We start from the raw sequence: 24,165 nt of genomic DNA, 5'->3' as shown, positions 1-24,165 counted from the left end.
CGTGGTCTCCCTGGTCGGTCCGGTCAGGCGTACTGCATCTCGCAGCCGTACTCGTCGAGCCACCACCGAGCGGTGCGGGTGGCTCCTTCGGCGGTACGCAGGCCGGGGTCCTGGCCTAGCTGCTCCGGGGTCGGTCCGACCCGGTCGGCAACCTGGCGCAGGCCCGCCTCGTCCAGCCCGTAGCAGTCGATTGCGTTGAGGCCCAGCAGTAGCCGGGCGTCCTCGATGGAGACGTCCCGGAAGTCGTTCTCCAGACGTTCCCGAGTGTGGGGCCACGATCCCTCGGGGTGCGGGTAGTCCGTACCCCACATCAGGGCGTCGATGCCGTTTGTGTGCCTGCGCCGGATCTCCTCGACCGACATGGTGGAGGCACCGATGAACACGTTCGTCCCGAAGTACTCCGACGGGAGGCGAGTGATGAGCCCCTTCATCCGGGAGCCCATCTTCTTGACCTTCCAACTGGCCCCGAAGTTGACGTCGGCCTTCCAGAGGAGGTCCCCCACCCAGTAGGAACCGCACTCGACCACCGCGTAGCGGAGGTTCGGGTACTTGTCGAACTTCCCGGAGAAGAGGAGCTGCCAGAGGATCCGGTGGGTCCAGAACGGCACCTCGCTGATGTACATGGCCACGTTCTCGCCATAGCTTCGGAAGTCGGCTTCGCCCGAGTGGGTGTGCACGACCAGTCCGGCGTCGGCGCACGCCGCCCAGAAGCGGTCGTAGTGGTCGGACCCGTAGGCCGGGAAGCCGTGCCACATGGTCGGGACCATTACGCCCTTGATGCCCGGCCGGCCGGCCAAGGACTCGACTTCGGCCACAGCCAGATCCACGTCATGGGTAGCCGGCACCAGCGCCACCCCGGCACGGCGCACCGGTTCGGTGGCGCAGAACTCCTCCAACCAGCGATTGTGTGCTCGGGCCCCCCCGAAGGCCAGCCGGGGGTCGGTGATCATGCCGGCGGCCAGGCCTGCGCCGAAGGGTGGGGACTCCTGGCCGGTGACAGCGTCGCCGTCGGCGAAGATGATCTCACCGGCCACGCCGTCGGCGTCCAGTACCGGGTCGCGGACCTCCGGGTCGTAGGCGCCCTGCAGGCCCCATTCGTTCTCGCCCTCCCACTCGGCAAGAAACTCGGCGTTTACTTCCTCGGCGATTTGGCGGTGCTTGTGGCGCTCGGCCACGTAGCCGTCGAACTCCTCGTGGAGGGCGGAGTCCAGGTACGGCCGGTATTCCTCACACTGCAGCCCGGCGTGGGTGTCGGACGAGACAACGATGTACGGCTCGTCGCCGGTGCTGACCTGGCGGTCCATGGTTTCCTCCGGTTTCTCGGTCCTCGGGCAGCGATTGCCTCTTGGACAGTGTTCTACTCGATCTTGTACACTGTCGCAGAGATCGCGCATGGAACACAACCCCGAGGCACTGGAAATGTCGCTACCCGAACCGACCGGCGAGGGTCCCCGGCACTCCGGACGCCGGACTGGCATCGGAGCCCCAGAGATCCTGGACCGGGCCATCACCATGGTCGAGGCTGACGGGGCCGACGCCCTGACCATGCGGAGCCTGGCCAACGAGCTGGACGTGGCCACAACCACCATCTACTGGCACGTCGGGAACCGCGCCGAGCTGATCACCGCTCTGGTCCGCCGCCACGGTGCCCGGCTGGCCGAGGCCCCTGTGGAGGGCGACACGGCGCGCGACCGTGTCCTGGCTGTGGCCCGCCTCATCTGGGAGAGCGCCATCACCCACCGGGAGATCACCCGGTTAGCCAGCGCCCACGGGGCTGCGTCGCTCCACGCCCAGCATCTGGAGTTGGCAATGGCACGCGAGTTGCAAGAGTCCGGGGTTGTGGGCGAGGCGGCCCGCGACGCCCTGCGGGCCATCACGGCGTGCGTGGGCGGCTTCATCGTGACCACCATGCTGGACGACCTCGTCCCAGCCGACCACCGCCGCACCTCGGTGCTGGCCGACCTCGACGACCCGGACCTAGACCCGGCAACCCGTGAGGCCCTGGCCACTAGTAGCGACCTACCGTCGCTCTTCGAAGCCACGCTGCGAGCCGTGGTCGACTCAATCGTTCCTGCCGACCTGACGGCCAACGCCTACCTGTAATCCGGCCGACACGGGAACCTGGTCGGCGCCGACGGTCAGCTGTCGTAGCCGAAGGCGGTGGCTTTCGGCTTGACCGGCCGGGCCATCCACAGGGGTCGACGCAGCCCACCGGGTCCAGGACCGGACCGGGTCTTAGCAAGCCATTCCTCGAAGACGCGGTGCGAGGCCTCGGTGTCGACCACGACGTCGCCGTAGGCATCGCCGGCCTCTGCCGGGGCCACCGTGACCCGCTGAAGCCAGCAGTGCATACCGCTGATCGGATCGGGCTGTACGGGGAAGGTCAGGTTCTGGTGCACGCCGGTGTCGGTCCACCAGATCAGCCCGGTGTCCGGGTCGTCGCTCCCATAGGACGCCTGACCGTGCTCCCGGCGGAGCCGCCACCGGCCGTCGTCGTCCCGATCGATGGAGGCCTTACCCGTCCCCCAGGAGCGGGCCGCCTCCTCTTCTAACCGCCAACGGCCCATGTGGTGGCTGGCCGCAACCACGCCGGGACGGATCCCCTCCGTACGCCACGCCGAGATGACGAAGTGGCCGATCCGGGTCGTGATGCGGACTAGGCCGTTCTCTTCAATGTTCAGCTGTTCGGCGTCTGACGGATGCAACCACAGCGGATGGCGGTGGCTGATCTCGTTCAGCCACTGGCTGTTGGACGATCGGGTGTGGATCAGGGTTGGGATCCGGAACGTCGGCACGAGGATCCGCTCACCGGCCGTCAGGTCCAGGTCCTCCCAGTGGACCTGACTCCGGATGAAGGCCGGGAGCGCGTACTCGGGCCACCCCCAGTCGCGAATTGTCTCCGAGAAGAGCTCCAGCTTCTTGGACGGCGTCGGGAAGCCGAGCTTGGCCTGACCGTTAATGTCCACGGCCGGCGAGCCGTCGCCGATGAACGGCATGTGGCCGGCGATGTCGTCCAGCGACTCGTAGGAGCCGGCCGTGCCCGGCCGACGCCACACCCCGTCTTCGTCGCGGTCGGCGCCGACCAGGTCGACCTCCGGTACGTCCCGTTCGTACACCTTTACCTGGTCTCCGGGAAGGGCGAATGACCCCTTGCGCCGCATGTACTCCAAAGGCGCGAGGCCCTCGGCCTCGGCTGCCTCAGGAAGGCCGGGAACCGACCTCTCGAAGAGCATCGTGTAGTACTCGTCGAGGGTCAGCGGGGTTCCCGGGTTCTCCCAGCTCTCGAACTGGGACCGGATGCCCAGCGAGCCGTCCGGATCGATGCGCCACGACAGGTCGATCCAGAACTCCTGTTCCTCCCACACCTCGCCCGGGTTGGCCTCGTAGGTGCGCTCGAACACCTCGCCGTCCAACTCGCGGTGGCGCCGGGCGACCGGCTGGCGGAACCCGATCCACCGACCGTTGTGGGTCTCAAAACTGGATACGTCGTGGCGCTCCGAGGCATGCCCCATGGGGAGCACGTAGTCGGCGAACCACGCCGATTCGTTCCAGGTCGGCGTCAGCGCCACATGGCAGCCGATCTTCTCCGGGTCCCGAAGCACCTCCATCCAGGTGAAACCGTCGGGGTTGGTCCACAGCGGGTTGTAGACGCGGGTGAAGTAGGTGTCCAGCGTGGCCCGCCCGGCTTTCAGGAAGTGGGGCAGCAGGATCGACAGCTCATGGTGGGAGAGCGGGTACTCGATGGGCCACTGGAGCTCGTTCCACCGACCCTGGGGTTCGGGGTGGGCCGGGGTAACGGGTATGAACTTGTTCCAGCCGTTGGCGTTGGTCCCACCCTCGGTGCCCACCGAGCCGGTCAGCACATTCAGGAATTGGAGGCACCGGGCCACCATCCAGCCACCCTCGTTGCCCGCCGACGAAGCCCGCCAGGTGTGTGATGCGAAGGCCCCTAGGCCGTCGCCGATGATGTCGGCCACGGTCCGGATGCGGTCCTCGTCGATACCGCACATCCGGGCCGCGGCGGCCGGCGTGTAGTCGGCGTAGTGGTCCAGCAGGGCTGGGCCCACGTTGTTAAACACCGGGTCCAGGTCGGGTCGGGCCTCCCGAAGGAAGGTCTCCCAGTTGACCCAACGCTCGAAGAAGGCCTGGTCCCAGGTGTCGTTCTCGACCAGTAGGCGGGCGATGGCCAGCAGCAGGAAGGCCTCGGTGCCCGGCCACGCTGAAAACCAGTGGTCGGCCTTGGAGGCCGTGTTGGACAGGCGCGGGTCGACGCAGATGACGGTCGCTCCGTTCTGCTGCCCCTCGATGATCCGCTGGGCGTGGGGGTTGAAGTAGTGGCCGGCCTCTAGGTGCGATGAAATGAGGAAGATCACCTTGGCGTTGGCAAAGTCGGCCGACGGTCGGTCGAAGCCCATCCAGGAGGCGTAGCCCACCCGGGCACCGCTAGAGCAGATGTTGGTGTGGCTGTTGTGGCCGTCGATTCCCCACGAGTGAAGCACCCGTTCCATGTAGCTGTCGTCGCCCATCCGACCGACGTGGTACATGACCTCGTGGTGGCGGTTCTCGCGGAACGCCCGGCCGATCCGACTACCGATGTCGTCGAGTGCCTGGTCCCAACTGATGCGCTCCCAGAGGCCCTCTCCTCGCTCGCCGACCCGCTTCATCGGGTACAAGATCCGCTCGGGGTCCTCGACCTGGTTGATGGTGGCCGGGCCTTTGGCGCAGTTCCGGCCCCGACTGGCCGGGTGAACCGGGTTTCCCTCGAACTTGGTGATCCGGCCCGTCTCCTTGTCCACCCAGGCCAGCAGGCCGCAGTTGGCCTCGCAGTTGAAGCAGGTGGTGGGAACGAGGCGATGGGCCCGCCGGACCTTCGTGGGCCAAGCGGCGGCGTCCAGGGACTCCACGTGGTCCCAGGTCTCCTCGGGCGGATAGCTGGAGAGCCCGGCGGTGGTTCCGTCAGTGGTCATCGTCGTGCTCCGGATCGTGGCCTAGGAGAGCGGGACCGACTGGCCGGCCCGCACGTAGGCGTCTTCGTAGGCGAACAGGCCGTATAGGGCGGCCAGGGGGACGAGCGGCTGGACCGGACCGGACCAGTCGAAGACGATCTCGCCGAATATGACGTCCAAGCCAAGGAACACCAGCGAAAAAACCGTGCAGAAAGCGAACTCGCGGTAACGCTTCCGCTGGCCGCCCCGCCGTAACTCGGCTAGGGCCATGGTCACGTGGCGGGAGTGCCCGCCGGTCAGTTCGGCGGCCACGAGTCCGGCGTTGGCCACCAGGCCGGCCAGGAAGGCCCACTTGACAGCCCCGTGGGACGGAACGTCCAGGAACAGGTCGAGCAGCGAATAGACGGCCCCACCGGCCATGACGGCCTGGCTCACCAGCACCGGCAGTAGAAGCGGTTCCTGCCACAGGTCCCGGCCCTCGCACTGGCCGAACAGGAACGCCGTGTACCCGGCCGTTCCCAGGGCCAGTAGGACGGTCGGAACCACTAGCGCCGCGAGCGCGCTCCCGGCGCCGGCCAGGCCGGCGATCCACCAGGCAGCCAGGCAGGCCGCGAAGGCAGCAAGGACCCAGGCCCCCTTGACCAGCCAGGATGTTCGGTTGCCTCGGGTAAGGAGGTAGACGAATCGCTTCGGTTGCTTGAGGTCACCGACCAGCAGCACCCCGGTGAGGGCCAGGAACGCACCGGCCACCACGGGAGGAACCACGCCGACGGCCGTTCGGTCGTCCCCGTGCCCGAGGAGGACCAGAAGGGCGGCCACCAGCATCACGCCGGCGGCGATGGCTTTGGTGACCAGGTACCCCGACACCATTGATCCCCAGACCGGCGGATGCTGGGTGGTGTAGGTGGTGCGGGCCATGTCCTGTCCGTCGTCCCGTACGGGGGCGGCGGTCAACGCGACCGGCGTGGGTGTGGAGTGGGCGGGCGTTGTGTCGGCCCAGATCATTCCGTCACCGGCGATGGCTGAGGCCAGAGGGTCCAGCGAAGCCGACGTGGAACCCGTGTAGACAACCTTGGGCCGAGTGTTCTGCTCCGGTGAGCGGACCATCCCGCCGGCAGCGTGGAGGCGGGAGATCTCCGACGACGGATCGTCTAGGTCGCCGACTCTGATGGCCTGGGTGGGGCACACCACGACGCACGACGGCTCCAGGCCGTCCTCCAGTCGGTGGTTGCAGAAATTGCACTTGTGGGCGGTGTTCGTCTGTGGGTTGAGGTAGATGGCGTCGTAGGGGCAGGCGTTCATGCACGCCTTGCAGCCGATGCAGTTGTCGTCGTCGAAGTCGACAACGCCGTTGTCGGAGCGAAAGAGTGCCGAGGTCGGGCAGATGGTCATGCACGGGGCGTCGTCACAGTGGTTGCACCGCATAACCGAAAAGTGGCGTTCGGTCTTCGGATGGGTTCCGGTCTCCACGTACTTGAGCCACGTGCGGTTGACACCCAGCGGAATATCGTGCTCGCTCTTGCAGGCCACCGTGCAGGCGTGGCAGCCGATGCAACTCCCGGAGTCCAGGACGAAGCCGAGGCGGGTCATGGCAAAAGCACTCGTCGAGTCGTCGGAACGTGCGGTCGGATCAGACGGGCACGGTCGCCATCTGCCGGATGCCGGCACACAGCAGGTCGACCAGGTGGTTGAAGCTGTCGTCCAGGTCGAGGGCGTAGGGGTGCCCGTCACCCGACTCGAGGTGGGCGAAGCCGTGGAACACGCTCCGCATGGAACGGGCGGCGTGGACGCGGTCGACGTCGCTCAACCCGTAGGCGGTTAGGGCCTGACCCAGCACCTCGACCACCCGCTCCACCGCTTCCTCCAGTTCCGGGTCTGTGGCGCACGGATAGCGGTCGGTCGCCGCGTAGAGGCCTGGATGGTCGGCCACCATGGACCGCCACGCCGCGCCCATGGCCCGCACGGCATCGTCCCCGGCCATTCCCACGGCAGCCGCCCCCAGGCGGTCGGCAAGGATTCCGCGACCCCGGAGGCCGAGAGCTCGGATCAGAGCGTCGAAGTTGTCGACGTGGCGGTACAGGGCCGGCTGGCGCACGCCCAGGTGCTCGGCCACCCGGGTGAGGGTCACGGCGTCCAGCCCCTCGGCGTCGGCCAGAGCCGCCGCGCTCTCCACCACCTGCTGCGTGTCCAGGGTCCCTCGGCTCACCCCCTGATCCTACTGTTAGATGCTCTTACCTTCCAGTTAGGAGCGGTTCTGTTTTCGTGAGCCAACCCTGACTCGACCATTAAGTCGCCTACCAGATGACTAGGACGGCTCCGGCGGTCACCAGCAAAGAACCCCAGAGCGCCCGGGGGCCGAGGGCCTCCCGGGCCAGCAACACTCCGAGCACCACGGAGACCTGGCGTAGCCCGGTCACCTGCCCGGCCTGGGCCTGCTGAAAGGCCAACAGGACGAGGGCATACGCCCCTCCCTGGCCGGCGCCTACGACCGCCGAATCGCCCAGCATGGACCGCATCCGGGCCCACCCCGGCCGTCGCCCCAGGAGCACGGCTCCTGAACTGAGGATCATGACCATCGACAGGTAGCCCAGTGATCCCGTCAGGTCCACTGACCGGGCGTCAATGAGCGAGTAGGCCACCGTGCACAGGCCGGTGATCGCGGCCAGCACCACGGCACGTCTCTCCTGGAGCTGGTTGCCCAACCCGGCCAGGACCAGGAGCCCTCCCACCAATACCACCAGCCCGGCGGCCGTGGCCGCTGTTGGCGTCTCGTCCAGCAGCAGCCACCCGCCGAGGCCGACCAGCAGGGGGGCGGTACCCCGGGAAATTGGGTAGGCGACACTCAGGCTGCCCGTTCGGTAGGCGGTCCCCAGCAGGGCCATGTACCCCCCTTGGGCCGCCGCGGAGGCCACCACCCAGCCCGGAACCTCGGATGGTGGATCGAACCAGACTGCCGGAAGCAGGACGATGCCCACCAGGAGATAGGACAGGGCCACGGTCGTCTCCGGGTCGGCCGACCGGTGGAGGCGGGTGTTCCAGCCCGCGTGGAGGACGGTCGAGACGAGGACCAGGAGGACGGCGGTAGCCGGCATGGGGTGGCGTCGGTCAGGCCGTGGCGCGGGCCTGCAACCCGGCGATCACCGCTACGTCTACGACGTCGTCGGCCGAACAGCCTCGTGACAGGTCGTGAATGACCCCGTCGAGGCCCTGGAGCAGTGGCCCGAAGGCCCGGGCTCCGCCCAACCTCTCAGTGACCTTGTAGGCAATGTTGCCGCTGTCCAGGTCGGGGAACACGAACACGTTGGCCGATCCGGCTACCGGCGACCCCGGAGCCTTGGCCGCTGCCACCTCAGGCACCCATGCTGCGTCGAACTGGAGCTCACCGTCTACGGCCAGGCCGGGCCACCGGTCGGCGACCAGTGCCGTAGCCTCCCGGACCTTGTCGATCCTCGGGTGTTCGGCACTCCCCCGGGTTGAAAACGACAACAGGGCCACCCGTGGTTCTTCGTTAACCAGCGCGGTGAACGTTGCGGCAGTGGCCGATGCGATAGAGGCCAGTTGGGCTGCATCCGGGTCGGGCACTACGCCGCAGTCTCCGTAGGCCAACGGACGGCCGTCGGGCAGGACCAGGAGGAAGCAACTGGACACCACGTCGGCGTCCGTTGCCATCCCGATCACCCGCAGGCCGGCACGGACCACGTCGGCCGTGGGCCGAGTCGCCCCGGCCACCGCGGCGTCGGCTACCCCGGACCGGACCAGCACGGCGGCCGCCACCACCGGGTCGTCGGGATCCAGGCCCGCCTCGATAGCCCGGGCTATGGCCTCGTCCTGACGGGCGTCGGCGGGGTCCACTGTCGGGGGAACTGGCACGGCTAGGCCCTCGTTGACCAGGCGGGCCGTCGCCTCGTCGGCCCGCGGATCTCCGGCATCGGCCAGGACCACCCGAGCCGGATCGGCGACCGCCTGGGCGTACCAGCCGGCAACGATCGGGGTGGGACGGATCATCCGGGAGGGCGTCAGCCCTTGCCTCGCCAGGGGATGAGACGTCGTTCCAGAAGCCGCATGATGAGGTCCATGGTCACGCCGATGACCCCGATGATGATGATCGACACCACAACGATGTCCATCCGGAAGAACTTCGAGGCGGCAAAGATCATGGCTCCCAGGCCGGTGGTAGTTCCGGTGAGTTCTGCGGCCACCAGGGTCCCCCAGCACACGCCGAGGGCCACCCGCATCCCAGTGAAGATGTCGGGTAGGGCGTTGGGGAGGATCACGTAGCGCAGGATCTGCCACCTGTTGGCCCCCAACGAGTAGGCAGCGTGGACCTTGGAGCCCTGTACGCCCAGCACGCCGGCCCTCGCCGCGATGATCATGATCCACACCGCGGCGAAGAACAGGAGGTTGACCTTCGAGCCCTCGCCGATGCCGAACCACACGATGAACAGCGGTAGAAGAGCCAGGGGGGGCACGGGGCGGAGGAGTTCCACGATGGGGTCGAAGATGCCCCGGAGCCGGTTGGAAAGTCCCATGGCGAAGCCCACGGGCACACCCACCACCACTCCGTAGATGAGGCCCTTGAGCACCCGCCACAGGCTGGCCCAGGTGTGGTCCCACAACCCGACCCGCCGGTAGCCGATGTCCACGAGCTCGAAGAAGGCATCCCAACTCTGTCGGAGCGACGGGAAGGTGCGGTCGTTGACCATGGGGTCCGGTCCCCGCTTGATCCACCACCAGACCAGGAACAGGAAGATCAACGATGCGATGCTCCACGATGGCGAGCCTTTGACCTCCGAGGCGTCCCCGAAGGTCACCGTCTTGCGGGCACCGGCACTCCTGTTGCGGCCAGCAGGTCGGAAGCGGGCCAAGGCGGTCATGACACCGCCCCCTCGTGGCCCATGATCTGCTCCTCCATCTCCCAGATGAGGGACAGCAGTTCCTCCCGCTTGGCGATGAACTCGGGAGAGGCCTTCATCTCGCGTGGGTCTACGTCCAGGCCCTCCTTGGCGAAGGGCAGTTCGTACTCCCGCTCGATCCGACCCGGCCGGGGGGCCATCACGAACAGGCGGTCCCCCAGGTAGAGGGCCTCTTCCACACTGTGAGTGACCAGAATGATCGTCTTGCCGGTCTCCTGCCAGAGTTTGAGGATGAGCCCCTGCATCTTCTCCCGAGTGAGGGCGTCAAGGGCACCGAGTGGCTCGTCCATGAGGATGACCTCAGGGTCGTTGGCAAGGCAGCGGGCTAGGGCGACGCGCTGCTGCATCCCGCCCGACAGCTCATAAACCGCCTTGTCGCCAAAGCCCTGGAGCCCGACGGTGGAAAGCAGGTCACGGACCAGGGTCTCGGTCTCCGAGCGCTTCTTCCGGTTCATCCGGGGTCCGAAGGCCACGTTCTGGGAGACCGTCTGCCACTCGAACAGGGCGCCCTGCTGGAACACCATGCCCCGTTCCTGTCCGGGACCGGTGATGGGGTCCCCTCCTAGGGTGACCAAGCCGGAGGTCGGCGCCAGAAAGCCGGCGATGATGTTGAGCAGCGTGGTCTTCCCGCACCCCGAGGGCCCGAGCAGCGTCAGGAGCCGTCCTGCCTTGAGGTCGAAAGAGACGTTGTGCAGGGCCTCGACCGAACCGCCCTTCGGCAGCTCGTAGACCATGCCCAGCCCATCGACCGAGAGATCCTTCATCTGGTCACTCCCCTTGCCCCACCGCGCTGGGCGGAGCCTCGCAGATCGTAGGGCAGGCCGGTCGGCCGGTTGCCCGAAGTCCGGTCAGTCGTTCCCGGCCAGCCAGGCGTCGATCCGGTCGGCCACCCGGTCGACCCGGGCCACCAGGTCGTCGATCACCGTCCGGTCGGCGACCAGGGGCGGTGAGATGGTCAGGCCGGTATAACCACGGTCGTCGGGACGCACCGTCATGCGCTCCTCGCGGACCATGCCACCCAGGGTGCCACCCCGTAGACCGGCCTCCTGGGTCGTGCTGAGGTCCCGGTCGGAGCCCGAGTCGGCGCACAGGTCGACGGCGTAGAAGAAGCCGGTACCCCGGACCTCCCGGACGCAGGCATGGGCTTCGCCCATGGCCTGGAGCTGGTCTGTGAAGTAGCCCTCGGTGTCCAGAACGTGCTGCATCACTCCCTCGTCGCGCATAGCGGTCATGTTGGCAACAGCCACTGCGGTGGCCACCGGATGGCCCCCGAAGGTGGAACCGTGCACATACGAGCCAATGGAGGAGTCGAAGACCTCGTCGACCAGCGGGCCCCGGATGACCACGCCACCCAAGGGCTGGTAGGCCGACGTGACGCCTTTGGCGAAGGTAATCATGTCGGGCACCACACCGTTGCGCTCGCTGGCGAACCAGTGACCGAACCGGCCGAACGAGCAGATGACCTCGTCGGCCACCAGCAGCACGCCGTAACGGTCGCAGATGCGGCGGAGTTCCTGCCAGTACCCGTCGGGCGGGACCAGGGCGCCACCACCGTTCTGGATCGGCTCGGCGATAACCATCGAAACCGTCTCTGGGCCCTCGGCCAGGATGGTCTCTTCGATGGCCTGCACACAGGACAACTCGGCGACCGGGGTGCCGGCCGGTGAGGTGCACTGCCGGGTATTGGGCACGTGGCGGGTGCCGTCCGACAGCATCGGCAGGTAGGGATCCCGAAACTTGGGAATGCCGGTCACCGAGAGCGCCCCCAGGGTGGTGCCGTGATAGGCCCAGTTGCGGGAGATGACCTTGTACCGGTCCTCGTCTCCCCGGGCCAGATGGTAATTACGGGCGAATTTGATGGCTGACTCCACGGCCTCGGACCCTGAGCTCACGAAAAAGGTCTCGCTCAGATCCCCGGGAGCGAAGCCGGCGATCATGGTCGCCGCTTCGATGGATGGCGGGTGCGCGAAGCCCCAGTTGGTGGAGTAGGCCAGCTTGTCCATCTGCTTGGCTGCGGCAGCCGATAGGTCTGGGCGCCCGTGGCCGATGTTGACGCAGAACAGGCCGGCTAAGCCGTCCAGGTACTCGTTGCCGTCGACGTCGTAGAGGTAGCAGCCCTCACCGCGTTCGATGACGGGCAGGCTGTCGCTGTGCCATGCCGCCTTCGGGGTGAAGTGGGGTACGAGGTGCTTCCTGGCCAGTTCCCGATGGGTGCTCATGGGATCTCCCGGGGTTTCGGGTCGTACACTCCTGCGAACTTGATGTCGACCGTCGGCCTCGCCGGAGTTAGAGTTCGTAACCTATTAGCGATTCGATCTAACGGCAAGGTCCCGTCGGAACCACCGTCGACAATACGAAAGAGTCGCCGTCTATGGCCAAGCAAGTCCCCGATCGGGCCCAGGTCGTCATCATCGGTGGTGGCATAGTCGGCGCCAGCGTGGCCTACCACCTTGCCGAACTGGGCTGGGACGACGTGGTCCTGCTGGAGCGCAACACGCTGACCAGCGGCACCACCTGGCACGCGGCTGGCCTCGTTGGCTGCCTCCGGGCCACTCACAACATGACCCGTTTGGCCGCCTACTCGGCTGAGCTTTACGACGCCCTTGAGCATGAGATGGGTCACCCCACCGGTTTCCGGAAGGTCGGATCGCTCAGCGTGGCCGACAACCCGGAACGAATGGAGGAACTCGTCCGGGGCGCCGGCATGGCTAACGCCTTCGACGTGGACGTGGACGTGATAACCGCCGAGGACCTCTGCGGGCGCTACCCGCTGCTCAACCCCGAGGGGATCGTCGGTGGCGTGTGGCTGCCCGGCGATGGCCAAGCCTCGCCGGTCGACACCACCATGGCCTTGGCCGCCGTGGCCAAGGAGAAGGGCGTCCGGATCCTTGAGGGCGTATCGGTGGGGCGCATCCGCACCGCCGACGGCCGAGCTATCGGCGTGGACACCGACCAGGGCCCGATCGACGCCGAACACGTCGTCACGGCGGCCGGCATGTGGTCACACCAGCTGGGCCGCGACATCGGTGTCAACATCCCGCTGCACGCCTGCGAGCACTTCTACCTGGTCACTGAACCGATCCCGAACCTGCCGTCAGGCCTGCCGGTGTTGCGCGACACCGACAACTGTATTTATGTCAAGGAGGAGGCTGGCCGCTTGATGGTCGGCGCCTTCGAGCCGGTGGCCAAGCCGTTCGGTATGGATGGCATCCCCACCGACCGGCCGTTTATGCAGCTCGACGAGGACTGGGAGCACCTGGCCCCGGTGTGGGAGGCGGCGTGCAAGCGCATCCCGGCCCTGGTCGACGTGGGCATCCGCCTGTTTTTCAACGGTCCCGAGTCATTCACCCCCGACGACCGGTACCTACTGGGCGAGACCCCGGAGCTGCGGAACCACTGGGTAGCCACCGGCTTCAACTCCATCGGCATGCAGTCGGCCGGAGGAGCCGGCAAGGTGCTCGCCGAGTGGATCGTCAACGGACGGCCCCCCATGGACCTGTGGGACGTCGACATCCGCCGCATGCAGCCCTTCCAAACCAACCGCCGGTACCTCCACGACCGGTCGGTTGAGGCCCTCGGTCTGCTGTACGCCATGCACTGGCCGTTCCGCCAGGTCGAGACGGCCCGTGGCGTTCGCCGCTCCCCGGTCCATGACCGCCTTGTGGACCTTGGGGCCTGCCACGGTGAGAACGGCGGCTGGGAACGGCCGAACTGGTACGCCCCTGAGGGCGTGGAGCCGGTCTACGAGTACACCTACGGGCGCCAGAACTGGTTCGAGCACTCGGCGGCCGAGCACCGGGCCTGCCGGGAGGGTGCGGCCCTGTTCGACCAGACCTCGCTGGCCAAGTTGCTCGTCCAGGGTCCCGACGCTCGCGCCGTGCTGGACCGGATCTCGTCGGCCGACATCGACGTCGAACCGGGCACGTCGGTGTACACCACGTGGCTGAACGATCGGGGCGGGATCGAAGCCGACCTCACCGTCAACCGCCTGGACGAGGAAAGATTCCTGGTGGTCACCGCCTACACCACCCAGGTCAAGGACGCCGACTGGATCGCCCGCAATACCCCAGACGACGCCCGCATGACGGTCACAGACGTAACCTCCGGCTACGCCGTGCTGGGCGTGTTCGGTCCCCGGGCCCGCGACATAGTGGCGCCGCTGACCGACGCTGACCTGTCTAACAAGGCCTTCCCGTTCGGCACCCTGCAAGAGATCGACCTGGCCTACGCCCGGGCTATCGCCGTACGCCGGACCTACATGGGCGAACTGGGCTGGGAGCTGTACGTACCTACCGAGTTCGCTGTCGGCGCCTTCGACGCCCTCTGGGAGTCCGGCGCCTCGGCCGGCCTTACCCCGGCCGGCTACCACGCCATGAACTCCCTGCGGATGGAGAAGGCCTACCGCCACTGGGGCGACGACATCGCCGAGGAGGACACCCCACTGGAGGCCGGCCTCTCATGGGGAGTGGCCTTCGACAAGCCCGGTGGTTTCCTCGGTCGGGAAGCCCTGTTAGCCCAGAAGGAGACGGGGATAACGCGGAGGTTGGTCCAGTTCCGCCTCGACGACCCCGGACCGTTGCTCTACCACGACGAGCCGGTGTTCCGGGACGGCGCTCTGGTGGGCCGTATCACCTCGGGCATGTACGGCCACACGGTGGGCGGGGCCTTGGGTATGGCCTATGTGGGCTGCGAGCCGGACACCCCTAGGGCCGCCGTCATCGAGGGGACTTTCGAGGTGTCGGTGAACGGCGTACTGGTTCCGGCGACGGCCTCCTACCGACCGTTCTATGACCCGGACAGCCTGCAGGTCCGTCTCTAGGCGATCCCGGCACGGGAACCGTCCCGTTCACCCGGACCGGTCAGTCCAGTGGGGTGTCGAGCAGGGACTCCAGAAGGCGAGCCAGGACCTCTCGGTCTCCTGCCCCGAGGGTTGCGTAGAGGTCGCGTTCTACCTCGTGTTGGCCCCCGTAGGCATCGCGCACCGCGTCCTCGCCGGTCGGGGTCAGCGACACGGTCACCAGCCGGCGGTCGTCATGCTCTCTGGAGCGCACCACGTGGCCGTCGCGTTCCAACGTGTTGACCACGCTGGACACCGAGGCTCGGGACAGGCCGGCCAGCACGGCGATCCGGTGGGCGGCCAGCGGACCACAGGCCCAGACGGTGAACAGGATTCGGAACCCCGCCGTGGACAGGTTGCGCGGCCGGTGGACCGCCGACTCCACGTGTCGGGTAAACCGGTTGGCCGCCCGGGTCAGGGCGAACGACAGGCGGAAGAGATCGAGGTCGACGCCCGGATCCGACCCGGCCACCCGGTCGGTGGCCTGCTTCAGGAACGGGTCGGACCGCGGCCCGTCGATCATGGGTCGGTAGTGGCCAGGCCCGCCTCGTCACCCAGGTAGGCGGCGATCACCGCCGGGTCTCGCTGCACGTCGGCCGGCACGCCCTCGGCGATCTTTTGTCCGAAGTCCAGCACCAGCACCCGGTCGGCGATATCCATGACCAGGCCCATGTCGTGCTCCACCAGGACGACCGAGATGCCGAGTTCCTCCCGGATGTCGAGGATGAACCGGGCCATGTCCTCGGTCTCCTCCAGGTTCATGCCGGCCACTGGCTCGTCCAGCAGGAGCAGTTCCGGCTCCATGGCCAGGGCCCGGCCCAGTTCCACGCGCTTCTGGAAGCCGTAGGGAAGCAGCGCCACCGGGTGCTTCCGCCACTGTTCGATCTCCAAGAAGTCGATGATGTCCTCTACGACCCGCCGGTTCTCCATCTCCTCACGCTTGGCTGGCCCGAACCACAGGGCACCGGCCAACCAGGACCGCTTCATGCGGATGTGGCGACCCAGCAGCAGGTTCTCCAGCACCGTCATATGCGGAAAGAGTTCGATGTTTTGGAACGTACGGGCAATGCCCCGTTCGGCTACCCGGTCTGGGCGACTGCCCATGATGGACTCGCCCTTCCACCGGATGTCGCCCTCCTGCGGGTGGTACACCTGGCTGATGCTGTTGAAGATCGAAGTCTTACCGGCCCCGTTGGGACCGATGATGGCGTACAACTCTTCGGTCCCGACCTGAAAGGACACGTCGGTGACGGCCTTGACGCCCTTGAACCACAGGCTGATGCCGTCCACCTCAAGCAGTGGTTCGTTCTGCTGGGGACCGTTCATGAAAGCCACCGCTTCCGCCGCTTGTAGTGCTTCACCTCGCGGAATGACTTTCGGTCGCCCCCATCGCCATGGAGACCTAGGTAGAACTCTTGGACGTCCTCGTCCTTGAGGAGCTTGGCAGCCTCGCCGTCCATGACGATCTTGCCGGTCTCCATGATGTAGCCGTAGTCGGCGATGGACAGGGCCATGTTGGCGTTCTGCTCAATGAGCAGGACGCTGGTCCCTGACCGGTTGATCTCGACGATGGTGTCGCGGATTTGGGCCACCAGTTTGGGGGCCAAGCCCAGGGACGGCTCGTCAAGAATGAGCAATTTCGGGTTCGACATCAGCGCTCGTCCGATAGCGAGCATCTGCTGCTCACCGCCCGACAAATAGCCGGCTATAGCAGTCCGTCGGTCGGCCAAAACCGGAAACATCGTCATGACCCGATCGTGGGCTTCGGTGATCGAAGTCCGATCGGTGTTGGTGATCCCACCTGTGACCAGGTTCTCGTCAACGGTGAGTTCGGCGAATACCCGACGGCCCTCCATAACCTGGGTGATACCCGACCGCACAATTTGCGACGGCTCTAGGTCGTCGATGCGCTCACCAGCAAGGGTGACGGTCCCCTTGGTGATCTTGCCCTCATGGACGTCCAACAGCCCGGTGATGGCACGTGTTGTCGTTGTCTTGCCAGCACCGTTCGCCCCTAGGAGAGCGACAATCTGCCCATCAGGCACCTCAATGGACAGGCCGCGCAGGACGAGGATGACCTCGTTGTAGACCACTTCTAGGTTGGCCACTTCAAGCATCAACGACCCCTAATGACCGATTGGCCCCGGCGCGACGGGCGGAGGGGGCGACCGGCGAGCCGGCCGCCCCCTCGTTCCATCAATTTCGGTTCTTCGTCAGATGATCAGCCAGCAGAGAAGCAGGCAGTCTCATAGACGTGATCGCGGGCCAGGTCCGACATGATCGGGCCGTCGGCCAGCAATACCGAACCTGTGCTTCCGCCACCAGCAACCGTGGCTGCGACATCGAACAGGTCAGCCTGGATGTCGAAGATGTACGACTCCCTCACGATGAAGTCGTTCACCGCGCCGCCGTAGCCCTGGTTGGGAGCAAGGCCCTGATAGTCCACGACCGTCTCGTTGGCCGCCGCAATAACACCGGCACGGGTCATGTCCTTGTTCTTGGCTGCGGTCTCGAGGATCTGGTGCGTAGCCATGGCCTCGGTCCAGCCCACCGCGTAGACATCCGAGAGAGGCTTGTCCGGGATTCGGGCCTGGAGCTCCGCCACCATGTGCTTCATGCCTGGTGCGTCACCGGTGTTCCACGCCAGCACATAGCTCGACTGGTAGTAGACCGCGTCAAGCGCCGGTGCCAGCGGCGTGGCCAGCAGCATGTAGTTGTAGGTCGGCGAGTTACCCGACCAGATCGGCATGAAGCCCTGAGCGGCGGCACCACCGAAGATCTCGGCGAACACGCTCGGACCCACGGTTGCCCATACCAGGTTGGCGCCTGACTCGACCAGGCCAGCAATAACCGGCGTCTGATCGGCACCGGGGATGGCTGCTCCCTCTCCGTCATAGACGACTTCAATGCCCAGGGCCTCTGCGGCCATCTTGGCACCGGTCGCACCGTCCTGCCCGTACTCACCCGGGTAGGAGATGACGGCGAGTTTGGCGTCGCCCTCAACAACGTTGCTGGCCAGCCAGTCCACACCGTTCATCGACTCGTAGCAGTAGTTGGTGTACGACTCGAAAACGTTCTTGCCGAATGCCGGATCAGGCCAACCGGAGTACCAAGACAACGGGATGGCTCCCAGGCCGTCCGCAACCAGATCCTCGGCGATCGCTGCGGTGTGCGGCGAACCGGTTGACTGGCTGAGGAATACGACACCAGAGTCTTCATCCTTCATCGCCTCGTAGCGTTCGAGGTGGGTCGGCACGTCGTAGGCGTTGTCCATTACGACGAAGTCGACCTGCTTGCCGTCGATGCCGCCGTGGTCGTTGACCATGTTCCAGTACGAGGTCTGGGCATCGATGATCTGGATGACCAGCGGGGCGAAGATGCCAGTGAGGTCGGCAATAGCGCCGATCCGGATGGTGTCATCTGTGACCCCATAGTCGTAGGCGGTAGGAACGACTACGACCTCGACGTCGTCGATTGCCTCGAGGAACGTGGTGTTGACGAAGGCGTCGTAGGAGTCCAGAGCCTTGGGGATCTCTCCCTGCTCGACGAAGAAGTCCATCTGCTGCTTCATCACGTCCTGGACGGTTCCACCCAGCCACGCATCAGACAACTGGGTCGCCCGGTCCGGGAACGAGAACATGTCCAGCAGAGCGTTCGAACCCTCCACCGTCATACCCGCCGCCTCAGCGATCGTGTCCTCAAGAGGCCCACGGTGACTCGCGTAGGCCGCGTTGGCCTCCTCGGTGACCTGTAGGAACGTCTCAACAACGTCTCCGTGGTCGACACCGAACTGGGTCGGGATCGAGATGATGTCGAACACCCGGATACCGATGGCCTCCTGCTCCGAACCGGTCATAACCAGGTTCCCGCCGGCGGCCAGCATCGTCAGCACACCGCCACCGAATGCACAAGCCATGGCCACGTCACCGCTTTCAAAAGCGGCGACTGCAGCAGCGCCACCATCAGACGGCACATGCTCAAAGCTGTCCAACGCCACACCCAGATGCCCCAACATCTTGAGGAGCTTGTAGTGCGTCACGTTGCCGACCGGGGCATAAACCTTCTGGCCGGCCAACGTCTCAGCCGCGTTGTCCGCCGTCACCCCGTAGTCGGGGTGGGCCACACAGTTGTCAGCATCCGCGTAACTCACCGCCACGCCGACGATCTCCAGCTCGGACCCCGATGTCACGAAGTTCGCGAACGGCGTCAGGCCCTGTGAATAGGCGATGTCAATGTCACCGGACTCCATGGCCAGCGCCATGTCGCCCCCGGAACCAAACGGCAACCAATTCACCGTCATGCCCAGGGCATCGTCATAGGTCTCTTCGACCTGGGCCACCTGGTTGGCCGTCGGCCACTCCAGGAAATAGGCCACGTTCAACTCCGACAAGGACTCCGCCGGAGCCTCTGTCGTTGGAGCAGCCGTCGTCGCCGGAGCAGCCGTCGTCGCCGGAGCAGCCGTCGTCGCCGGAGCAGCCGTCGTCGCCGGAGCAGTATCCCCGTCGTCGTCGCTGCCGCAGGCCGCGGCGATCATCGTCAGGGTCAGCAACAAAGCCAACACCCTTGTCAAACGCTTCATGTTGAGTTTCCCCTCATCTTGTTGGTTCCCGTTGAGCCCATGTTGGGCCCCGAGATCTATTTAGGAGGACGGCGGTTCAGTAGCTAAACGGCCATCCCTTCCAGTAGTTGCGAATCTTGATCCAGATGCCGTACAGGCCTAGCGGCTCGAACAGCAAAAAGAAGATGATTAGGAGGCCGTAGATGATCTCATCAAGGGCGCTCACTGGCAACGGGTAGCCCAGGGCGGTCTCCATCACGGATACGAAGCCTCCGTCGCCCTGCCCCGTGCTGATCAGGAAATCGAAGAAACCTGAGAACACGCCTCCCTCCTCGGCCTGGTGCTTCATCCAGTCCACGATCTCCTCAACGAAACGGTGAGATGTCACGACGAAGAATGAGCCCATCAAGACTCCTGACACGCGTCCCATTCCTCCGATGAGCAGCGCTGCGATGAACGTGACCGCACCGATGAGACTCCATTGTTCCGGGGGTAGTTGCACGGAGAGCGAGGCGAACAGGGACCCGCCGATCCCGGCGTAGAAGGACGAGATCGCGAACGCGGTGGTCTTGTAGCGGTATTCGGGGACACCCATGATCTCAGCGGCGACGTCACGATCGCGAATGGCCTGGAGCGCCCTACCGGTTCTAGTGCGAGCAATGTTGGCGGCCATCCAAGCCATGACAATGACGATGACCAGAAGGAACAGGTAGGTCTTCTGGTTCTTGTTGATATCGAACCACAGCCAATGCCCATCTCGAGAAAAGTCGAGGAATGGTTCATCCTCCTTCCAGAGTCGGAGTTCCATCCGAGGCCACTTGCGGCCCAGTGCGCCGGGACCCGCGATCTCTGGAAACACCCGCGAGAGGTGAAGCCCGATGAAAACGAGGCCAAGGGTGACGATGCCGAGGTACAGGCCACGGACCCGAACCGCTGCGGGAGCGACCGCGATACCGACTACCGCGGCAACGACTCCGGCAGCCGGAAGCCACAGCCACATGGGAAGGCCCCAACCCCACAGATTCGAAGACGCCTTTCCCCCCATCAGCACTGCCGTGTAGGCGCCAACACCGCCAAAGAACGTGTGGCCCAACGAAATCTGGCCACCCAGACCCATCAGAATGTTCAAGCCGAGTGCAGCGATCGTGAAGCAGAGTGCCCTATTGACGAGGCGCAGCCACACGTTGTCACCTAGGAAACGAACGACCGGGAGTTGGTCAATTACCGGCAAGTCGAACGGCATCAGCACGGCCACGACCAGAAACAGGCCGAGAATGACTTTCTTGGTGCGCGTAGGCATGAGTTGCGACTCGGCCTCGTAGGACGTGTAAAGGTTCGGTCGACCCCTCATACCCGGCGAACCTCTGCTGTTCCGAACATGCCGTAGGGCCTCACCAAAAGACCAACGAGCATGACCACGTAGGGCACCACCTGTTGGTAGCCCGTGCCGATGACACCCGTATAACTCGCGAGGTACTGGCCAGCAAAGACTTCGGCAAATCCGATGATTAGGCCACCGACCAGTGCCCCGACAACTGAGTCAAGGCCGCCGAGAATCACCGCTGGCAGTGCACGAAAAGCAAAGAAGGCACCGTCCCGACTGGCCAAGCCAGCCGGGCCCCAGGGAGGCATCGAGGCGAAGATCCCAGAGATGGCAGCCAAGGCGGCTCCAACCGCCCAGGCGATGGCGAAGATCCGACCAACGTTGATGCCCTGGGCAAGCGCAGCTTCCTGATCGAAGGCGGTGGCCCTCATGGCCACACCGGTCCGGGTCTTGAAGAACCGCCAGGTACCGAGAAAGGCGACACCGGCCATTCCAATGGCTGCGATATAGGACCAGGCGACCATGGCGCCGCCGATTTTGAACGTCTCCGTCCCCCATGGGATACCAAGTACCCGCGGGGTGGTGTTGACAGCGTCGAAGGCGACAACTCGAATCACGACTTCCAACCCGAGGGTGATGACGGCCATCGAGAAGATGGGTTCGCCAATCATCGGGCGAATAGTCAGACGCTCGATGACCAGGCCAAGTACCGCCGTGGCAGTTGCAGCCAACAAAAGTGCGATGAACCAGTGGACCCAGCCTGGTCCGCCAATCCAGCGACCGGGAACTTCCCAGTCCATGAAGATGATCGACAGGAACCAGGTTCCAGCAAGTGCTAGCGCACCCTGAGCGAAGTTGACCGTCTGGGTGGCCTTGTAGATGAGGACGAAGCCGAGCGCCAGAAGCGCGTAGAGCGACCCAAGCGCGAGAGCCTTGAAGAGCGTCTGGACAAAGGTGTCCAAAGCGTTGGCAGCCAGCACCAGCGGGAGGCCGCTCACGCGTAAATCTCTTCGATGAGCTCGTTGAACGCTTCCTCCATAGAAGACCTCTTGATCTTCTGGGTGGCTGTGAGCTCTCCGTCCTCGTGGTCCAGTTCCTTGGGAATCATCCGGAACCGCTTGATCTCCTCGACCCGGGCGAACTTCTCGTTGGTTTCCTTGACGACACCCTGGATGAGCTCTAGGACCTCGGGCTTTTCGGATAGGTCGCGATACGTGGTGTAGGGGATGTTTTTCCGCAGGGCCCAATCGCCGACGGTGTCCAGTTCGATGCCGATAAGCGCTGACAGGAACTTGCGTCGGTCCCCAATGACCATGGCCTCCTTGACGTAGGGCGACGTCTTGAGGCTGTTTTCGATCTCCGAGGGCGAGATGTTCTTGCCTCCCGAGGTGATGATGATGTGCTTGATCCGGTCCACGAGCCGAACATGGGTGCCGTCCACCCACTCGCCAACGTCGCCAGTCATGAGCCAGCCGTCATCGGTAAAGGTCTCTGCCGTCTGCTCGGGCTTGTTCCAGTAGCCGGCGAACACTCCCGGGTGCTTGACCTGGATCTCGCCTGTTTCCTCGTCGATACGAAAGCCGAACTCCGGTCGGTTCTTGCCAACGGGCTCTCCGACCGTTCCCAACTTCAGGTGTCCCGGGAAGTTCGCTGTGGCGATGGCCGAGTTCTCAGTCATTCCGTAAAGTTCGTAGACCGGCACGCCGATCCCCATGAAGAACTCCAGGATCTCCGGGGCGATGGGGGCCGCACCGGATCCTGCGTACCAGCAGCGTCGTAGACCGAGCCTTTCCTTCAGGGCCCGGAACACCAGCGGGTAGCCGATAGCGGCCAACAACCGGCTCCAGAAGGTGTGCAGGCCGCCGTTGTCCACCTTGGCCCGACCGATCACCCCGGCGAGGAAGAGCCCGAACCTCAGCCACAGGCGCTTGAACGCGCTGGCGTCTGCGCCCTTGATCGTGACCCCTGCGTGGAGTTTCTCCCAGATCCGGGGCACGGCGAAGAACAGGGTGGGCTGGACCTCTCGGAGGTTTTCCTGGACGGTGTCGATGGACTCAGCGAAGTTGAGGGTCAGGCCGATGTGGGCTGCGTGGAACGTGGAGAAGATGCGCTCGGCCACGTGGCACAGCGGTAGGTAGCAGACCTGGACGTCGTCGTTACCCGGCGCACGTCCGCCCCGAAGGCCAGCGTCGTCGAAGTACGACATGCAGTAGGCCACGTTGGCGTGGGTGAGCATCGCTCCCTTCGGCGGGCCTGTCGTTCCCGACGTGTAGACGAGCGTCATCACGTCATCGACATGTGCCTGGTCCATGAGGTCCTCGACGGCATGCTCATGGGCCAACCGATGCTCCCGTCCGATGGCCAGGAAGTCGTCCCAGGACAGGAGCCGCTCGTCGTCGTATTGCCGCACACCGCGGGGTTCGCAGTAGAGGATCTTTCGGACACCGGCGATCTTCGAACTATCGATCTCGAGCACCCGGTCGACCTGTTCCTGGTCCTCAGCCAGGTGGAGTACCGACCCGCAGTCGGTCAACAGGTACTCGACCTCAGCCGTGGGATTGGTGGGGTAGAAGCCGACGGTGATGCCGCGCACAGCCACCGTGGCGAAGTCCAGGATCAGCCACTCGGGCCGGTTCTCTGACTGGATCGAGACCCGGTCGCCGACATCGACACCGAGGGCCAGCAGGCCATGGGCCGCCGTGTGGACGAGATCCCAGGTCTTCTCCCACGTGTACTCCTGCCAGATGCCAAAGTCCTTCTCCCGCATCGCCACCTTTTGTGGGCGGAGCAGGGACATTGTCCGGATCTGGTTGGCGATCGTGACAGCTCTTGGTGACTCTTCGACGACCACGGGTTCACCATCGGTCAGCACCATGGCTTGTCCACTCCATCGTCGACTGCGAGCCGTGCAAACCTAGGACGTCCAAATTGAGAGAGTCAGTGGTTGGGTGATCGGAACGTGAAAGCGCTGGGTTTGCGGGTCGAACGGTACCCCCAGCCGCAGCTTCTTAACCAGCCAGCGCTGTAACAACTCCGTGATGCTGTAGGGCCTCTCCGGGATCGGCAAGCCGTCCCCGTCCCTCAGTAGGGTCGCCGACGTGGACCCCTCATCGTCTCGCCTGGTCGACCCCCCGGCTGGAGACCTGCCCATCCTGACCGTAGGCGCCCTTGGTGCCCTGATGAAGGACGGGCTGAACGAACTGTTCCCCGAGGACCTCTGGGTGGAAGGACAGGTCTCCAACTACCACGAGGCTCGGTCGGGCCACGCCTACTTCGACCTCGTCGAGCCGTCAGAGATACCCGGGGAGGCCGTATCGGCAAAGCTCAGCGTGGCACTGTTCAAGAATTCCCGGGCCGCAGTTGACCGGACCCTGGCCGAGGCCGGCGGCCTTTCCCTGGTCGACGACCTCCAACTCCGGATCCGGGCCCGGCTGGACTTCTACCCACCCAACGGCCGCCTCCAGCTGATCATGAACGGGGTCGACCCGACGTTCACTTTGGGACGTCTGGCCGCCGAGCGGGATCGGATCCTTCGCCAACTGGCCAAAGAGGGCCTCCTCACTGCTAACCGGGCGAACCCCATTCCC

19 protein-coding genes are annotated in these 24,165 nt (G+C 65.2%); 3 read left to right on the top strand and 16 right to left on the bottom strand.

The genetic code is table 11. The annotated features are described in order from the left end of the window. Positions 1–23: 23 nt before the first annotated feature. Positions 24–1,304: an amidohydrolase gene (locus MK181_04715; protein MCH2419101.1), complete on the bottom strand. Its 1,281-nt coding sequence runs from the start codon at positions 1,302–1,304 to the stop codon at positions 24–26. An 88-nt stretch (positions 1,305–1,392) separates the two neighbouring features. Between MK181_04715 and MK181_04710 the strand changes: the two genes are divergently transcribed. Beyond that, positions 1,393–2,103, top strand: coding sequence for a TetR family transcriptional regulator (locus MK181_04710; protein MCH2419100.1), 711 nt, complete (start codon positions 1,393–1,395; stop codon positions 2,101–2,103). Between the two features lie 35 nt (positions 2,104–2,138). Here MK181_04710 and MK181_04705 read toward each other — a convergent pair whose 3' ends face one another. The 8 genes from MK181_04705 to MK181_04670 all read right to left on the bottom strand — a co-directional run bounded on the left by MK181_04705 (position 2,139) and on the right by MK181_04670 (position 12,078). Then, positions 2,139–4,967 carry a molybdopterin-dependent oxidoreductase gene (locus MK181_04705; protein ID MCH2419099.1) on the bottom strand — a complete coding sequence of 943 codons (2,829 nt, stop codon included), beginning with the start codon at positions 4,965–4,967 and terminating at the stop codon, positions 2,139–2,141. Positions 4,968–4,988: 21 nt separating this feature from the next. Next, a complete protein-coding gene (locus tag MK181_04700; protein ID MCH2419098.1) occupies positions 4,989–6,536 on the bottom strand; it encodes a 4Fe-4S dicluster domain-containing protein in 1,548 nt (515 codons plus the stop codon). A 40-nt stretch (positions 6,537–6,576) separates the two neighbouring features. Next, entirely contained in the window at positions 6,577–7,152 is a 576-nt protein-coding gene (locus tag MK181_04695; GenBank protein MCH2419097.1) for a WHG domain-containing protein, read from the bottom strand. An 88-nt stretch (positions 7,153–7,240) separates the two neighbouring features. Further along, positions 7,241–8,038, bottom strand: coding sequence for an EamA family transporter (locus MK181_04690; GenBank protein ID MCH2419096.1), 798 nt, complete (start codon positions 8,036–8,038; stop codon positions 7,241–7,243). A 13-nt stretch (positions 8,039–8,051) separates the two neighbouring features. Then, positions 8,052–8,951, bottom strand: coding sequence for a phosphate acetyltransferase (gene eutD, locus MK181_04685; protein ID MCH2419095.1), 900 nt, complete (start codon positions 8,949–8,951; stop codon positions 8,052–8,054). Positions 8,952–8,962: 11 nt separating this feature from the next. After that, the gene (locus tag MK181_04680) at positions 8,963–9,820 is read right to left on the bottom strand and encodes an ABC transporter permease subunit (GenBank protein MCH2419094.1); all 858 of its coding nucleotides are present in this window, start codon (positions 9,818–9,820) and stop codon (positions 8,963–8,965) included. Then, complete coding sequence (locus MK181_04675) at positions 9,817–10,623, bottom strand: ABC transporter ATP-binding protein (GenBank protein MCH2419093.1); 807 nt, start codon at positions 10,621–10,623, stop codon at positions 9,817–9,819. The genes MK181_04680 and MK181_04675 overlap by 4 nt, the downstream gene beginning before the upstream one ends. 84 nt (positions 10,624–10,707) lie before the next feature. Then, positions 10,708–12,078 carry an aminotransferase class III-fold pyridoxal phosphate-dependent enzyme gene (locus tag MK181_04670; GenBank protein ID MCH2419092.1) on the bottom strand — a complete coding sequence of 457 codons (1,371 nt, stop codon included), beginning with the start codon at positions 12,076–12,078 and terminating at the stop codon, positions 10,708–10,710. A gap of 152 nt (positions 12,079–12,230) precedes the next feature. Between MK181_04670 and MK181_04665 the strand changes: the two genes are divergently transcribed. After that, on the top strand, positions 12,231–14,678 hold the full coding sequence (locus MK181_04665; GenBank protein MCH2419091.1) for an FAD-dependent oxidoreductase: 2,448 nt from the start codon (positions 12,231–12,233) through the stop codon (positions 14,676–14,678). A gap of 40 nt (positions 14,679–14,718) precedes the next feature. Here the strand turns inward: MK181_04665 and MK181_04660 are convergent, their stop codons facing one another. From MK181_04660 to MK181_04630, 7 genes are all read right to left on the bottom strand, one after another. Beyond that, positions 14,719–15,219 (bottom strand): MarR family transcriptional regulator, encoded by a 501-nt coding sequence (locus MK181_04660; protein MCH2419090.1) that lies wholly within the window; start codon positions 15,217–15,219, stop codon positions 14,719–14,721. Then, complete coding sequence (locus tag MK181_04655; protein MCH2419089.1) at positions 15,216–16,022, bottom strand: ABC transporter ATP-binding protein; 807 nt, start codon at positions 16,020–16,022, stop codon at positions 15,216–15,218. Before MK181_04655 ends, MK181_04660 begins: the two co-directional genes overlap by 4 nt. Continuing rightward, on the bottom strand, positions 16,019–16,813 hold the full coding sequence (locus MK181_04650) for an ABC transporter ATP-binding protein (GenBank protein ID MCH2419088.1): 795 nt from the start codon (positions 16,811–16,813) through the stop codon (positions 16,019–16,021). The genes MK181_04655 and MK181_04650 overlap by 4 nt, the downstream gene beginning before the upstream one ends. A 104-nt stretch (positions 16,814–16,917) precedes the next feature. Further along, on the bottom strand, positions 16,918–19,275 hold the full coding sequence (locus MK181_04645; GenBank protein ID MCH2419087.1) for an ABC transporter substrate-binding protein: 2,358 nt from the start codon (positions 19,273–19,275) through the stop codon (positions 16,918–16,920). Positions 19,276–19,351: 76 nt separating this feature from the next. Beyond that, the gene (locus MK181_04640; GenBank protein MCH2419086.1) at positions 19,352–20,605 is read right to left on the bottom strand and encodes a branched-chain amino acid ABC transporter permease; all 1,254 of its coding nucleotides are present in this window, start codon (positions 20,603–20,605) and stop codon (positions 19,352–19,354) included. Beyond that, positions 20,602–21,576 carry a branched-chain amino acid ABC transporter permease gene (locus MK181_04635; protein ID MCH2419085.1) on the bottom strand — a complete coding sequence of 325 codons (975 nt, stop codon included), beginning with the start codon at positions 21,574–21,576 and terminating at the stop codon, positions 20,602–20,604. Before MK181_04635 ends, MK181_04640 begins: the two co-directional genes overlap by 4 nt. Then, a complete protein-coding gene (locus MK181_04630; GenBank protein ID MCH2419084.1) occupies positions 21,573–23,453 on the bottom strand; it encodes an AMP-binding protein in 1,881 nt (626 codons plus the stop codon). The genes MK181_04635 and MK181_04630 overlap by 4 nt, the downstream gene beginning before the upstream one ends. A 223-nt stretch (positions 23,454–23,676) precedes the next feature. On the opposite strand from MK181_04630, the gene MK181_04625 reads away from it, so the two are divergent. Next, positions 23,677–24,165, top strand: a 489-nt coding sequence (locus tag MK181_04625) for an exodeoxyribonuclease VII large subunit (GenBank protein MCH2419083.1), incomplete at its 3' end; no start/stop codon positions are given.

The organism is Acidimicrobiales bacterium (assembly GCA_022452035.1).
Lineage (GTDB): Bacteria > Actinomycetota > Acidimicrobiia > Acidimicrobiales > MedAcidi-G1 > UBA9410.
This window is presented reverse-complemented; position numbering and strand designations above follow the sequence as displayed.